Origin of the sequence: Staphylococcus auricularis (genome assembly GCF_001500315.1) — a bacterium.
Lineage (GTDB): Bacteria > Bacillota > Bacilli > Staphylococcales > Staphylococcaceae > Staphylococcus > Staphylococcus auricularis.
On sequence record NZ_LLER01000010.1, the window covers coordinates 24,562 to 39,981 of the forward strand.

Annotated in this window: 9 protein-coding genes; 8 read left to right on the plus strand and 1 reads right to left on the minus strand. The window is 38.8% G+C overall.

Going from position 1 to position 15,420, the window contains the following annotated elements:
• Window positions 1–170: 170 nt before the first annotated feature.
• The 7 genes from rpoB to tuf all read left to right on the plus strand — a co-directional run bounded on the left by rpoB (window position 171) and on the right by tuf (window position 12,652).
• The gene (gene rpoB, locus APS80_RS05910; protein WP_059107358.1) at window positions 171–3,716 is read left to right on the plus strand and encodes a DNA-directed RNA polymerase subunit beta; all 3,546 of its coding nucleotides are present in this window, start codon (window positions 171–173) and stop codon (window positions 3,714–3,716) included.
• Between the two features lie 174 nt (window positions 3,717–3,890).
• Window positions 3,891–7,487, plus strand: a complete 3,597-nt coding sequence (gene rpoC / locus APS80_RS05915) for a DNA-directed RNA polymerase subunit beta' (protein ID WP_169791258.1) — start codon at window positions 3,891–3,893, stop codon at window positions 7,485–7,487.
• 245 nt (window positions 7,488–7,732) lie between these two features.
• Entirely contained in the window at window positions 7,733–7,987 is a 255-nt protein-coding gene (locus tag APS80_RS05920) for a ribosomal L7Ae/L30e/S12e/Gadd45 family protein (protein WP_059107360.1), read from the plus strand.
• 95 nt (window positions 7,988–8,082) lie between these two features.
• Window positions 8,083–8,496, plus strand: coding sequence for a 30S ribosomal protein S12 (gene rpsL / locus APS80_RS05925; protein ID WP_059107361.1), 414 nt, complete (start codon window positions 8,083–8,085; stop codon window positions 8,494–8,496).
• Between the two features lie 70 nt (window positions 8,497–8,566).
• Entirely contained in the window at window positions 8,567–9,037 is a 471-nt protein-coding gene (rpsG, locus tag APS80_RS05930; RefSeq protein WP_059107362.1) for a 30S ribosomal protein S7, read from the plus strand.
• 121 nt (window positions 9,038–9,158) lie between these two features.
• Complete coding sequence (gene fusA / locus APS80_RS05935; protein WP_059107363.1) at window positions 9,159–11,249, plus strand: elongation factor G; 2,091 nt, start codon at window positions 9,159–9,161, stop codon at window positions 11,247–11,249.
• A gap of 215 nt (window positions 11,250–11,464) precedes the next feature.
• A complete protein-coding gene (tuf, locus tag APS80_RS05940) occupies window positions 11,465–12,652 on the plus strand; it encodes an elongation factor Tu (protein ID WP_059107364.1) in 1,188 nt (395 codons plus the stop codon).
• 218 nt (window positions 12,653–12,870) lie between these two features.
• Here the strand turns inward: tuf and APS80_RS05945 are convergent, their stop codons facing one another.
• On the minus strand, window positions 12,871–14,043 hold the full coding sequence (locus APS80_RS05945) for a M20 family metallopeptidase (protein WP_059107365.1): 1,173 nt from the start codon (window positions 14,041–14,043) through the stop codon (window positions 12,871–12,873).
• Window positions 14,044–14,226: 183 nt separating this feature from the next.
• On the opposite strand from APS80_RS05945, the gene APS80_RS05950 reads away from it, so the two are divergent.
• Entirely contained in the window at window positions 14,227–15,414 is a 1,188-nt protein-coding gene (locus tag APS80_RS05950; protein WP_059107366.1) for a glycine C-acetyltransferase, read from the plus strand.
• Window positions 15,415–15,420 lie beyond the last annotated feature (6 nt).

Consider the following 15,420-nt stretch of genomic DNA (forward strand, 5'->3'; position numbering starts at 1 on the left):
AAAAAATTATGTTCAATAAGTGTGTACTTTTACGTATAAAATAACATTGTATATCGATCGTAGATGAAATAGAAAATGGTGTCATCAGAAATGTTGCCGTTTTCTTTTTGTCTTAAGGTATATGTTATAATGCGTGAGATAATCACACAATTTTTGAGGGGTGAATCTGTTTGGCAGGTCAATTTGTCCAATATGGAAGATATCGTAAACGTAGAAACTACGCGAGAATTTCAGAAGTACTTGAATTACCAAATCTTATCGAAATTCAAACTAAATCTTATGACTGGTTCTTAAAAGAAGGTTTACTAGAAATGTTCAGAGACATTTCACCAATTGAAGATTTCACTGGTAACCTATCTTTAGAATTTGTGGACTACAAACTTGGGGAACCTAAATATGATTTAGAAGAATCTAAAAACCGTGATGCAACTTATGCTGCACCTCTTCGCGTTAAAGTACGTCTTATTATTAAAGAGACTGGTGAAGTAAAAGAACAAGAAGTATTCATGGGTGACTTCCCATTAATGACAGATACAGGTACATTTGTGATTAATGGTGCAGAACGTGTTATCGTTTCTCAATTAGTACGTTCTCCATCCGTTTACTTCAATGAAAAATTAGACAAAAACGGACGTACCAATTATGACGCAACAATCATCCCTAACCGTGGTGCTTGGTTAGAGTATGAAACAGATGCGAAAGACGTAGCATACGTACGCATTGACAGAACTAGAAAATTACCATTAACCGTATTACTACGTGCACTTGGTTTCTCTTCAGATCAAGAAATCATTGATCTTATTGGAGATAACGAAATCTTACGTAATACGCTTGAAAAAGATGGTACTGAAAATACAGAACAAGCGCTATTAGACATTTACGAACGTTTACGTCCGGGCGAACCTCCTACTTTAGATAACGCTAAAAGTCTATTATATTCACGTTTCTTCGATCCAAAACGTTATGACTTAGCAAGTGTAGGTCGTTATAAAGCAAACAAAAAACTACATTTAAAACACCGCCTATTCAATCAAAAATTAGCAGAACCGATTGTTAATTCAGAAACTGGCGAAATCGTTGCTGAAGAAGGTACAGTCTTAGATCGTCGTAAAGTCGACGAAATCATGGATGTACTTGAAACAAACGCAAACAGTGAAGTGTTTGAATTAGAAGGCAGCATCATTGATGAACCAGTCGAAATTCAATCTATTAAAGTTTACGTTTCAAATGATGAAGAAGGACGCACAACAACAGTAATCGGTAATGCTTTCCCTGATTCAGAAGTGAAATGTATTACTGCGGCAGACATCATTGCTTCAATGTCTTACTTCTTCAACTTATATAGTGGTATTGGATTTACAGATGACATCGACCACTTAGGTAACCGTCGTCTACGTTCAGTAGGTGAATTGTTACAAAACCAATTCCGTATCGGATTATCTAGAATGGAACGTGTGGTTAGAGAAAGAATGTCTATCCAAGACACTGATTCAATTACACCACAACAATTAATCAACATTCGTCCAGTGATTGCATCTATCAAAGAATTCTTTGGTAGCTCTCAATTATCTCAATTCATGGACCAAGCCAACCCATTAGCTGAGTTGACTCACAAACGTCGTCTATCAGCTCTCGGACCTGGTGGTTTAACACGTGAACGTGCTCAAATGGAAGTACGTGACGTCCACTACTCTCACTATGGTCGTATGTGTCCAATCGAAACACCAGAGGGTCCAAACATCGGTTTGATCAACTCACTTTCAAGTTATGCGAGAGTTAATGAATTTGGTTTCATTGAAACACCATATCGTAAAGTAAACATTGAAACGAATGCAGTGACAGATCAAATTGATTACCTTACAGCAGATGAAGAAGACAGTTACGTCGTAGCCCAAGCAAACTCAAGATTAGACGAAGAAGGTCGTTTCTTAGACGATGAAGTTGTTTGTCGTTTCCGTGGTAATAACACAGTGATGAACAAAGAAAAAATGGACTACATGGACGTATCACCTAAACAAGTTGTTTCAGCTGCGACAGCATGTATCCCATTCTTAGAAAACGACGACTCTAACCGTGCGTTAATGGGTGCGAACATGCAACGTCAAGCAGTTCCATTGATGAACCCTGAATCACCATTCGTAGGTACAGGTATGGAACACGTAGCAGCACGTGACTCAGGTGCAGCTGTCATCGCTAAACAAAGAGGCCGTGTTGAACACGTTGAATCTAACGAAATCTTAGTGCGTAGTCTTATCGAAGAAGATGGACAAGAGTACGAAGGTGAATTAAATCGTTATCCATTAGCTAAATTCAAACGTTCAAACACAGGTACTTGCTATAACCAACGTCCAATCGTTAAACCAAACGACATCGTAGACAAAGGTGAAATCTTAGCGGATGGACCTTCTATGGATCTTGGTGAAATGGCATTAGGTCGTAACGTTGTCGTTGGATTTATGACTTGGGACGGTTATAACTACGAGGACGCTGTTATCATGAGCGAACGTCTGGTTAAAGATGACGTTTATACTTCAATTCACATCGAAGAATATGAATCTGAAGCACGTGATACAAAACTCGGACCTGAAGAAATCACTCGTGATATTCCTAACGTTTCTGAAAATGCACTTAAAAACTTAGATGATCGCGGTATCGTATATGTCGGTGCTGAAGTTAAAGATGGTGACATCTTAGTAGGTAAAGTAACGCCTAAAGGTGTGACTGAACTTACTGCAGAAGAACGCTTACTTCACGCAATCTTTGGTGAAAAAGCACGTGAAGTTCGTGACACTTCATTACGTGTACCACACGGTGCAGGCGGTATCGTGCTAGACGTTAAAGTCTTCAATCGTGAAGAAGGCGATGATACATTATCTCCAGGTGTTAACCAACTCGTACGTGTTTACATCGTTCAAAAACGTAAAATCCACGTCGGAGATAAAATGTGTGGTCGTCACGGTAATAAAGGGGTTATCTCTAAACTCGTTCCAGAAGAAGATATGCCTTACTTACCAGACGGACGTCCAATCGATATCATGTTAAACCCACTCGGTGTGCCTTCACGTATGAACATCGGACAAGTGTTAGAATTACATCTAGGTATGGCTGCTAAAAACTTAGGTATCCATGTTGCATCACCAGTATTTGATGGTGCCAATGACGAAGACGTATGGTCAACAATTGAAGAAGCTGGTATGGCTCGAGACGGTAAAACTGTCTTATACGATGGCCGTACAGGTGAACCATTTGATAACCGTATTTCTGTTGGTGTCATGTACATGCTTAAACTTGCACACATGGTTGATGATAAACTTCACGCGCGTTCAACTGGTCCTTACTCACTCGTTACACAACAACCACTTGGTGGTAAAGCACAATTCGGTGGTCAACGTTTCGGTGAGATGGAGGTATGGGCATTAGAAGCATATGGTGCTGCTTATACACTTCAAGAAATCTTGACTTATAAATCAGATGATACAGTTGGTCGTGTTAAAACATATGAATCTATTGTTAAAGGCGAAAACATTAGTAAACCTAGTGTGCCTGAATCATTCCGTGTCTTAATGAAAGAATTACAAAGCCTTGGCTTAGACGTTAAGATCATCGATGAAGATAACAATGAAATTGATATGCATGACAATGATGATGAAGATATCACAGAGCGCAAAGTTGACTTACAACAAAAAGATGCGCCTGAATCACAAAGAGAAGTTTAGTAATTAGATGAATTCGCGTCATTTCAGATCAGTGAATGAAGCCATGAAGCATTGTGCTTCTTGCTTCTTCACTTCAATCTGATGTGTATAGATCAAACGAAATCAATCAATTTGCACAGCTAATCTAAATTGAAGGAGGTAGGCTCCTTGATTGATGTAAATAATTTCCATTATATGAAAATAGGACTTGCTTCACCTGAAAAAATCCGTTCATGGTCATTCGGTGAGGTTAAAAAACCAGAAACAATTAACTATCGTACTTTGAAACCAGAAAAAGATGGTCTATTCTGTGAAAGAATTTTCGGACCTACAAAAGACTGGGAATGTAGTTGCGGTAAATACAAACGTGTACGATACAAAGGTATGGTTTGTGACAGATGTGGTGTAGAAGTAACGAAATCTAAAGTACGTCGTGAAAGAATGGGACACATTGAACTTGCAGCTCCTGTTTCTCACATTTGGTACTTTAAAGGTATTCCAAGTCGTATGGGTCTTTTACTTGATATGTCACCAAGAGCACTTGAAGAAGTAATCTACTTTGCTTCATATGTTGTTATTGATCCAGGCCCAACTGGCTTAGAGAAAAAATCATTACTTTCTGAAGCAGAATTCAGAGAATACTATGATAAATATCCAGGTCAATTCAACGCTAAAATGGGTGCGGAAGGTATTAAAGCACTCTTAGAAGAAATTGATTTAGATGAAGAATTGAAAGCTTTACGTGATGAATTAGAATCTGCAACTGGTCAAAGATTGACTCGTGCAATCAAACGTTTAGAAGTTGTAGAATCATTCCGTAATTCAGGTAACAACCCTGCATGGATGATCTTAGATGTACTTCCAATCATCCCACCAGAAATCCGTCCAATGGTACAACTTGATGGTGGACGTTTTGCAACAAGTGACTTAAACGACTTATACCGTCGTGTTATCAATCGTAACAATCGTTTGAAACGTTTATTAGACTTAGGTGCACCTGACATCATCGTCCAAAACGAAAAACGTATGTTACAAGAAGCAGTGGATGCATTGATTGATAATGGTCGTCGTGGCCGTCCAGTTACTGGTCCAGGTAACAGACCACTTAAATCACTTTCACACATGCTTAAAGGTAAACAAGGTCGTTTCCGTCAAAACTTATTAGGTAAACGTGTTGACTATTCAGGTCGTTCCGTAATCGCAGTCGGACCAAGCTTGAAAATGTATCAATGTGGTTTACCGAAAGAAATGGCACTTGAATTATTCAAACCATTCGTTATGAAAGAACTTGTGCAACGTGAAATCGCAACAAACATTAAAAATGCGAAAAGTAAAATTGAACGCATGGATGACGAAGTATGGGATATCTTAGAAGATGTTATTAAAGAACACCCTGTGCTCTTAAACCGTGCGCCAACATTACACAGATTAGGTATCCAAGCATTTGAACCTACACTTGTTGAAGGTCGTGCCATCCGTCTTCACCCATTAGCAACAACTGCTTACAACGCAGACTTTGACGGTGACCAAATGGCCGTTCACGTACCATTATCTAAAGAAGCACAAGCAGAAGCACGTATGTTAATGCTTGCAGCTCAAAACATCTTGAACCCTAAAGATGGTAAACCAGTCGTTACACCATCTCAAGATATGGTATTAGGTAACTATTACATTACATTAGAACGTGAGGATGCATTGAATACAGGTGCATTGTTCAAAGATACAAACGAAGTGTTGAAAGCTTATGCGAACGGTTATGTTCACTTACACACTCGTATCGGTGTTCACGCACGTTCATTCAATAATCCAACGTTCACAGAAGATCAAAACAATAAAATCTTAACAACTTCTGTTGGTAAAGTGATCTTCAACCAAATCATTCCAGATTCATTTGCTTATATCAATGAACCTTCAAAAGCAAACTTAGAAGATAGAACACCTGATAAATACTTCGTAGATCCTAAAGATTTAGGTGAAGGCGGTCTTAAAGCATACTTCGATAGTGTGCCAACGACTGATCCATTCAACAAAGGATTCTTAGGAGATATCATCGCAGAAGTCTTCAATCGCTTCAGCATCACTGATACTTCAATGATGCTTGACCGCATGAAAGACTTAGGATTCAAGTTCTCTTCTAAAGCAGGTATTACAGTTGGTGTATCTGATATCGTTGTACTTCCAGATAAACAACGTATCCTTGATGAATCTGAACAATCTGTTGAAAAAGTTACTAAACAATTTAACCGTGGTTTAATCACTGAAGATGAACGTTACAATGCAGTTGTTGATATTTGGACAAATGCAAAAGACCAAATTCAAGATAAATTGATGAAATCACTTGAAAAAACAAACCCAATCTTCATGATGAGTGACTCTGGTGCCCGTGGTAACGCATCTAACTTCACTCAATTAGCTGGTATGCGTGGTCTGATGGCCGCACCATCTGGTAAAATCATCGAATTGCCAATCACATCTTCATTCCGTGAAGGTTTAACCGTGTTAGAATACTTCATTTCAACTCACGGTGCACGTAAAGGTCTTGCCGATACAGCCCTTAAAACAGCTGACTCAGGTTACCTTACTCGTCGTCTTGTTGACGTGGCACAAGATGTTATCGTTCGTGAAGAAGATTGTGGTACAGACAGAGGCTTGCTCGTTTCTGACATTAAAGAAGGTACAGAAATGATCGAACCATTCGAAGAACGTATCGAAGGACGTTACTCTAAAGAAACTGTACGTCATCCAGAAACAGATGAAGTATTAGTTGAACCAGATCAATTAATCACTCCTGAAATTGCAAAACGTATCGTGGATGCAGGTATCGAAGAATTATACATCCGCTCAGCATTTACATGTAACACACGTCACGGTGTATGTGAAAAATGTTACGGTAAAAACCTTGCAACAGGAGAAAAAGTTGAAGTCGGTGAAGCAGTTGGTACCATCGCCGCTCAATCCATCGGTGAACCTGGTACACAGCTTACAATGCGTACCTTCCACACTGGTGGGGTAGCAGGTAGCGATATCACTCAAGGTTTACCTCGTATCCAAGAAATCTTCGAAGCACGTAATCCGAAAGGTCAAGCAGTCATCACTGAAATCGAAGGTGTCGTTGAAGACATCAAAGTTGCGAAAGATCGTCAACAAGAAATCGTAATTAAAGGTGCAAATGAAACGAAATCATATCTTGCATCAGGTACAGCACGTATCGTTGTAGAAGTCGGCCAAAGTGTTGCACGCGGTCAAGTGCTTACTGAAGGTTCAATCGAGCCTAAAAACTATTTATCAGTAGCTGGATTAACCGCAACAGAAAGCTACTTGCTTAAAGAAGTTCAAAAAGTATACCGTATGCAAGGTGTTGAAATCGACGATAAACACGTTGAGGTTATGGTAAGACAAATGTTACGTAAAGTACGTATCATTGAATCTGGTGATACTAAACTATTACCTGGTTCACTTGTTGATATCCATCACTTCACAGATGCAAACCGTGATGCATTTAAAGAACGTAAACGCCCAGCAACTGCTAAACCAGTATTGCTCGGTATTACTAAGGCATCACTTGAAACAGAAAGCTTCTTATCAGCAGCATCATTCCAAGAAACAACACGTGTACTTACTGATGCAGCCATCAAAGGTAAACGTGATAACTTACTTGGTCTTAAAGAAAATGTTATCATCGGTAAACTTATTCCAGCTGGTACAGGTATGCGTCGATACAGCGATGTGGAATATGATAAAGATGCTTCTGATGTACAACAAGTTGAAGAAGTAGAAGTTACAGAACCATAAAATTGATATTTACAACAATGTGAATTAAGCTTTGCAAATTGAATGAGAGGATGGTCGTGCCATCACTGATCAGTATAGATGTTGTCTTTCTGATTAAGAGGATTCAAGGTGCGCCACCATCCTCTTATTATCTTTTTATAAAAAAGTGTCATGATGGGCAGATAACTTAAAAATTAAGTTGACGCTTCATGTATAAAATGTTATTATTGTTAAGGTTGATGTAAGCAGACTTTGGAGGATATCAAATGTCTAATGAAAAAGTTGCCAGCTTTAACAAACAACATTATGTTGTTGGTCTAAAACAAACAATCAAAGCTTTAGATTTAGATCAAGTCACATCATTGATTATTGCACAAGATGTTGAGGTATTTTTATTATCTCGCGTGTTATGTAAGATCAATAACAAAAATATACCTATCACTTTATACGAAAGTAAACACGCTTTAGGAAAAGCTGTAGGTATCAACGTTAATGCTGCAATCGTAGCGTTAATCAAATGAAATTAGTGAGTGTAAGCTTACTAAATTTTATTTAACCTAAAAATGAACCACCTGGATGTGTGGGATTAAAAAATCAAGAGAGGAGGACATATTTCATGCCAACTATAAACCAATTAGTTCGTAACCCAAGAAAAAGCAAATCAAAAAAATCTGATTCACCAGCTTTAAACAGAGGTTTCAATAGTAAGAAAAAACAATTCACTACACTTAACTCTCCACAAAAACGTGGTGTTTGTACTCGTGTAGGAACTATGACACCTAAAAAACCTAACTCTGCGTTACGTAAATACGCACGTGTGCGTTTATCAAACAACATCGAAGTGAACGCATACATCCCTGGTATCGGACACAACTTACAAGAACACAGTGTTGTACTTGTACGTGGTGGACGTGTAAAAGACTTACCTGGTGTGCGTTACCATATTGTACGTGGTGCACTTGATACTTCAGGTGTTGATGGACGTATGCAAAGCCGTTCATTATACGGAACTAAAAAACCTAAAAAATAACATTAAGATTGCGTAAATTTTAATGACGAAATAACAAGAAATATTATAATAGGAAGGGAGGACTTATATTATGCCTCGTAAAGGATCAGTACCTAAAAGAGACGTATTACCAGATCCAATTCATAATTCAAAATTAGTTACAAGATTAATTAATAAAATTATGTTAGATGGTAAACGCGGAACAGCTCAAAAAATTCTATATTCTGCATTCGATTTAGTACAAGAACGTAGTGGTCGTGATGCATTAGAAGTGTTTGAAGAAGCAATTGATAATATCATGCCTGTATTAGAAGTTAAAGCACGTCGTGTAGGTGGCTCTAACTACCAAGTACCAGTAGAAGTTCGTCCAGAACGTCGTACTACTTTAGGTTTACGTTGGTTAGTAAACTATGCACGTCTTCGTGGTGAAAAAACAATGGAAGATCGTTTAGCTAACGAAATTCTTGATGCTGCTAACAACACTGGTGGCGCTGTTAAAAAACGTGAAGACGTTCATAAAATGGCAGAAGCAAACAAAGCATTCGCACACTATCGTTGGTAAGGTAGAATATAATTCCCTGAGCATGTTCCATCATATGGGTCACTATATATGGAGGTATGCTTAGGGCATCGCCATATTTATAGTATTTATTCGCAGTAATTGCTGGAAGGAGAAAAAATACATGGCTAGAGATTTTAGTTTGAAAAAAACCCGTAATATCGGTATCATGGCGCATATTGACGCTGGTAAAACAACTACAACTGAACGTATTTTGTATTATACTGGCCGTATCCACAAAATTGGTGAAACACACGAAGGTGCTTCACAAATGGACTGGATGGAACAAGAACAAGACCGTGGTATCACAATTACATCTGCTGCAACAACTGCACAGTGGAATGATCACCGTGTAAACATTATCGACACTCCAGGGCACGTAGACTTCACAGTTGAAGTTGAACGTTCTTTACGTGTACTTGATGGTGCTGTTACAGTATTAGATGCTCAATCAGGTGTAGAACCTCAAACAGAAACAGTTTGGAGACAGGCTACAACTTATGGTGTACCTCGTATTGTGTTTGTAAACAAAATGGATAAATTAGGTGCAAATTTCGATTATTCATTAAGCACATTACATGATCGTTTACAAGCAAATGCGCAAGCAATTCAATTACCAATCGGTGCCGAAGACGAATTCAACGCAATCATTGATTTAGTAGAAATGAAATGCTACCAATACAATGATGACTTAGGTACTGACATTGAAGAAATTGAAATTCCAGATGATTACAAAGATAAAGCTGAAGAAGCACGTGTAACACTTATCGAAGCTGTTGCAGAAACAAATGAAGATCTAATGGAAAAATATCTTGATGACCAAGAAATTTCAGTAGATGAATTAAAAGATGCTATCCGTCAAGCTACTACTGACGTAGAATTCTACCCAGTACTTTGCGGTACAGCATTCAAAAACAAAGGTGTTCAATTAATGCTAGATGCTGTCATTGACTACCTACCATCTCCATTAGATGTTAAACCAATCATCGGTCACCGTACTGATGATCCTGACGAAGAAGTAGTCGCTAAAGCGGATGACGATGCAGAATTCGCTGCATTAGCATTCAAAGTTATGAGTGACCCTTACGTTGGTAAATTAACATTCTTCCGTGTGTACTCAGGTACATTATCTTCAGGTTCATACGTTAAAAACTCTACAAAAGACAAACGTGAACGTGTAGGTCGTTTACTTCAAATGCATGCGAACCACCGTGAAGAACTTAACACAGTTTACGCAGGTGATATCGCAGCTGCCGTAGGTCTTAAAGATACTGGTACTGGTGACACATTATGTGGTGAGAAAAATGACATTATCTTAGAGACAATGGAATTCCCAGAGCCAGTTATCCACTTATCAGTTGAACCTAAATCTAAAGCTGACCAAGATAAAATGACTCAAGCTTTAGTTAAACTACAAGAAGAAGACCCAACATTCCACGCACACACAGACGATGAAACAGGACAAGTTATCATCGGTGGTATGGGTGAACTTCACTTAGATATTCTTGTAGACCGTATGAAAAAAGAATTTAACGTTGAATGTAATGTTGGTGCTCCAATGGTTTCATATCGTGAAACATTCAAAACATCAGCACAAGTTCAAGGTAAATTCGCTCGTCAATCAGGTGGTCGTGGTCAATATGGTGACGTACAAATCGAATTCACACCTAACGAAACAGGTGGCGGTTTCGAATTCGAAAACGCTATCGTCGGTGGTGTAGTACCACGTGAATATGTACCATCTGTTGAACAAGGTCTTAAAGATGCCATGGAAAATGGTGTACTAGCTGGTTATCCATTAATCGATGTTAAAGCTAAACTATTTGATGGTTCATACCACGATGTCGATTCATCTGAAATGGCCTTCAAAATTGCTGCATCATTAGCACTTAAAGAAGCTGCTAAAAAATGTGATCCAGTTATCTTAGAACCAATGATGAAAGTTACAATTGAAATGCCTGAAGAGTACTTAGGTGACATCATGGGTGACGTTACTTCACGTCGTGGCCGTGTAGACGGTATGGAACCACGTGGTAACGCGCAAGTTGTTAATGCTTATGTACCACTTTCAGAAATGTTTGGTTATGCAACATCATTACGTTCTAACACTCAAGGTCGCGGTACTTACACAATGTACTTTGACCACTATGAAGAAGTACCTAAATCAATCTCTGAAGAAATCATTAAGAAAAACACTGGTAACAAAGCTGAATAATAATACTTGTATTGTAAGGTGAGAGCCGGTACAATACAGTTTGAGCATATTCACTGTATACCACATGTTTATATTGATTTTTGAAAGTAAATGATTTATAAAGTAATTGTGTATGCTTTTAACATAAGCATTGAAATTGTCTTCTCATGATGGTGAGAAACTATCATGAGAGATAATTGCAAATAAATTTTTGAATGAATAGGAGAGATTTTATAATGGCTAAAGAAAAATTTGATCGTTCAAAAGAACATGCCAATATTGGTACAATCGGTCACGTTGACCATGGTAAAACAACATTAACAGCTGCTATCGCAACTGTATTAGCAAAAAATGGTGACACTGTAGCTCAATCATACGACATGATTGATAACGCTCCAGAAGAAAAAGAACGTGGTATTACAATCAATACTGCTCACATCGAATATCAAACTGACAAACGTCACTATGCACACGTTGACTGCCCAGGACACGCTGACTATGTTAAAAACATGATCACTGGTGCTGCTCAAATGGACGGTGCGATCTTAGTTGTATCTGCAGCTGATGGTCCAATGCCACAAACTCGTGAACACATCTTATTATCACGTAACGTTGGTGTACCAGCATTAGTTGTATTCTTAAACAAAGTTGACCAAGTTGACGACGAAGAATTATTAGAATTAGTAGAAATGGAAGTTCGTGACTTATTAAGCGAATACGACTACCCAGGTGACGATGTACCTGTAATCTCTGGTTCTGCGTTGAAAGCATTAGAAGGCGACAAAGAATACGAACAAAAAATCTTAGACTTAATGCAACAAGTTGACGATTACATTCCAACTCCAGAACGTGACTCTGATAAACCATTCATGATGCCAGTTGAAGACGTATTCTCAATCACTGGTCGTGGTACTGTTGCAACAGGCCGTGTTGAACGTGGTCAAATCAAAGTCGGTGAAGAAGTTGAAATCATCGGTATGAAAGACGGTTCACAAAAAACAACAGTTACTGGTGTAGAAATGTTCCGTAAATTATTAGACTACGCTGAAGCTGGTGACAACATCGGTGCTTTATTACGTGGTATTTCACGTGAAGAAGTACAACGTGGTCAAGTTTTAGCTGCTCCTGGTTCAATTACACCACACACTAAATTCACTGCAGAAGTTTACGTATTATCTAAAGATGAAGGTGGACGTCACACTCCATTCTTCTCTAACTACCGTCCACAATTCTATTTCCGTACTACTGACGTAACAGGTGTTGTTACTTTACCAGAAGGTACAGAAATGGTAATGCCTGGCGATAACGTTAAAATGGAAGTTGAATTAATTTCTCCAATCGCTATCGAAGACGGTACTCGTTTCTCAATTCGTGAAGGTGGACGTACTGTAGGATCAGGCGTTGTAACTGAAATCGAAGAATAATTAAAACAAACAAACGTTGATTAATATATATCTACGTTAAGAGCCTCTTTAAAAGAGAGGCTCTATTTTAATAAAATATGATTGTTGATACAGAAAAACGCACGCTTATTTAACTTATTGTGAGTCACTTAAGGGTGCGTTTTTTTCATATTATGTACAACTAAAAAAGTGTTTCACCTTATAGATGAAACACCCACCTTACATCATTGCGCCAACACTTAACGTGCAATGACACCTTCAAGCTCTAATATTTTCATAAATTCACTGACTGCGTATTTAAATGAAGATTCATCTACATCGAATTGGGGACTATGGTGCGGATATGTGGTACCTTTTTGTTCATTACCACAACCTGTTAGGAAGAACGCCCCAGGTAATACTTTTTGATAGTGTGAGAAATCTTCACCGATCATCATGAGCTCTGACTCGCTGAAGCGTAAGTTCATGTCGTTCGCAGCTTGTTTGACGACTTCATAAGATTTCCCGTGATTATGTACGGGGAGATAGCCACGGATATAATCTAAGTCATATGTGATGTCATTAGCGACAGCTAGGCCTTCTAGTAACTTTTCTATCCGTTCAATAATATGTGATTGCACTTCTGTATCAAATGTACGTACTGTACCGCGACAAAACGCACTATTTGGAATCACGTTATCGGCATTACCTGCTTGAATCATACCGAATGTAATGACAGCTTGTTTTACTGGGTCTATTGTTCGAGAGACAATCTTTTGTGCACTCATGATAAATTCTGCCATGACTACAACTGGATCAATCGTTTCATGTGGTTTCGCACCATGACCGCCTTTTCCGTGGATGGTAATATTAAATTCATCTGGTGAAGCCATCATTGCGCCGGGTTTTGAATTAATCGTACCGGTTGGATAACCGGACCACAGATGGTTACCATAAATGCGATCGACGTGACGTAAACAGCCTGTATCTATAATTTCTTGTGCACCGCCAGGCATGACTTCTTCACCGTATTGAAATACAAGTACAACATTACCTTTCAGATACTCTCGATGTGCGTCGATGATTTCAGCTACGGTTAAGAGGATCGCTGTATGACCATCGTGACCACAGGCATGCATGCCCCCTTTATTTTGTGACTGGAAAGGTAAGCCAGTCTCCTCTACAATAGGTAGCGCATCAAAGTCTGCTCGTAATGCGATAGTCGGGCCCTCACCAGAGCCTTCGAACGTTGCGATAATGCCATTACGTGCGATAGGTGCTTGCACCTCGCAATTGAGTTTCGATAGTTGATCGATGATATAAGCTGCTGTTTGATGCTCTTCAAAAGAGAGTTCAGGATGTTGGTGTAAGTATCTGCGTATTTGAATTGTTTTTTGTTCTTTTTCCTTGGCGAGTTGAAACCAATCAAACACTGTAAAAGCCCTTCTTTCAACATAATTTAATTTATTATAACACTTTAAACAATGAAGCAATAGACGATCTATGCTTAAAAATAATTTGAAAGCGCTTAATATTTTAAAAGATATTTGCTTCCCCTGGTTATGAAAATAGGTTATGATTGAGAAAAGACAAATCCAAACAAAGGGGAGAGCAAAGTGGTACAAACACTGGACCATTTCTTAACTGAAAATATAAATGCGTTAAAAGAGAATGGCTTGTATAGTGAAATCGATACGATTGAAGGTGCAAATGGACCTGAAATCACTATTGACGGGAAATCATATGTCAACTTATCATCAAACAATTATCTAGGACTTGCGACAAATGAAGCATTAAAACAAGCGGCGAAAGATGCGATTGATACTCATGGGGTCGGCGCGGGTGCTGTTCGCTCTATTAATGGTACATTGGATTTACATGATGAGCTAGAATCGATCTTAGCTGAGTTTAAAGGTACCGAAGCAGCGATTGCGTATCAATCTGGTTTTAACTGTAATATGGCGGCAATTTCAGCTGTGATGAATAAAAACGATGCGATCTTATCAGATGAATTAAATCATGCTTCAATCATTGATGGTTGTCGCTTATCTAAAGCGAAAATTATTCGCGTGAACCATTCAGATATGGATGATTTACGTCAAAAAGCGAAAGAAGCGGTGGAATCAGGACAATACAATAAAGTCATGTATATCACTGATGGTGTCTTCAGCATGGACGGAGACGTAGCGAAATTACCTGAAATCGTAGAAATTGCTGAAGAATATGGCCTGATTACTTACGTAGATGATGCCCACGGTTCTGGTGTGATGGGCAAAGGTGCGGGTACAGTGAAACACTTTGGTTTACAAGACAAGATCGATTTCCAAATCGGTACATTATCTAAAGCAATTGGTGTCGTTGGTGGATATGTGGCAGGGACGCGTCAACTCATTGATTGGCTTAAATCACAGTCACGTCCTTTCTTATTCTCTACGTCTTTAGCACCTGGAGATACGAAAGCTATTACAGTTGCGGTAACGAAATTAATGGAATCAACCTCACTCCATGATAAATTATGGGATAATGCACAGTATTTAAAAGAAGGACTGTATCAACTCGGCTTTGATATCGGCGTCTCAGAAACACCGATTACGCCTGTGATTATCGGAGACGAGAAAGATACCCAAGCTTTTAGTAAACGACTGAAAGAAGAAGGCGTCTATGTTAAATCCATTGTCTTTCCAACGGTGCCACGCGGTACAGGACGTGTGCGTAATATGCCTACAGCGGCCCACACGCAAGAGATGTTAGACCGTGCACTAGCTGCCTATGAAAAAGTAGGCAAAGAATTAGGTATTATCTAAACATGG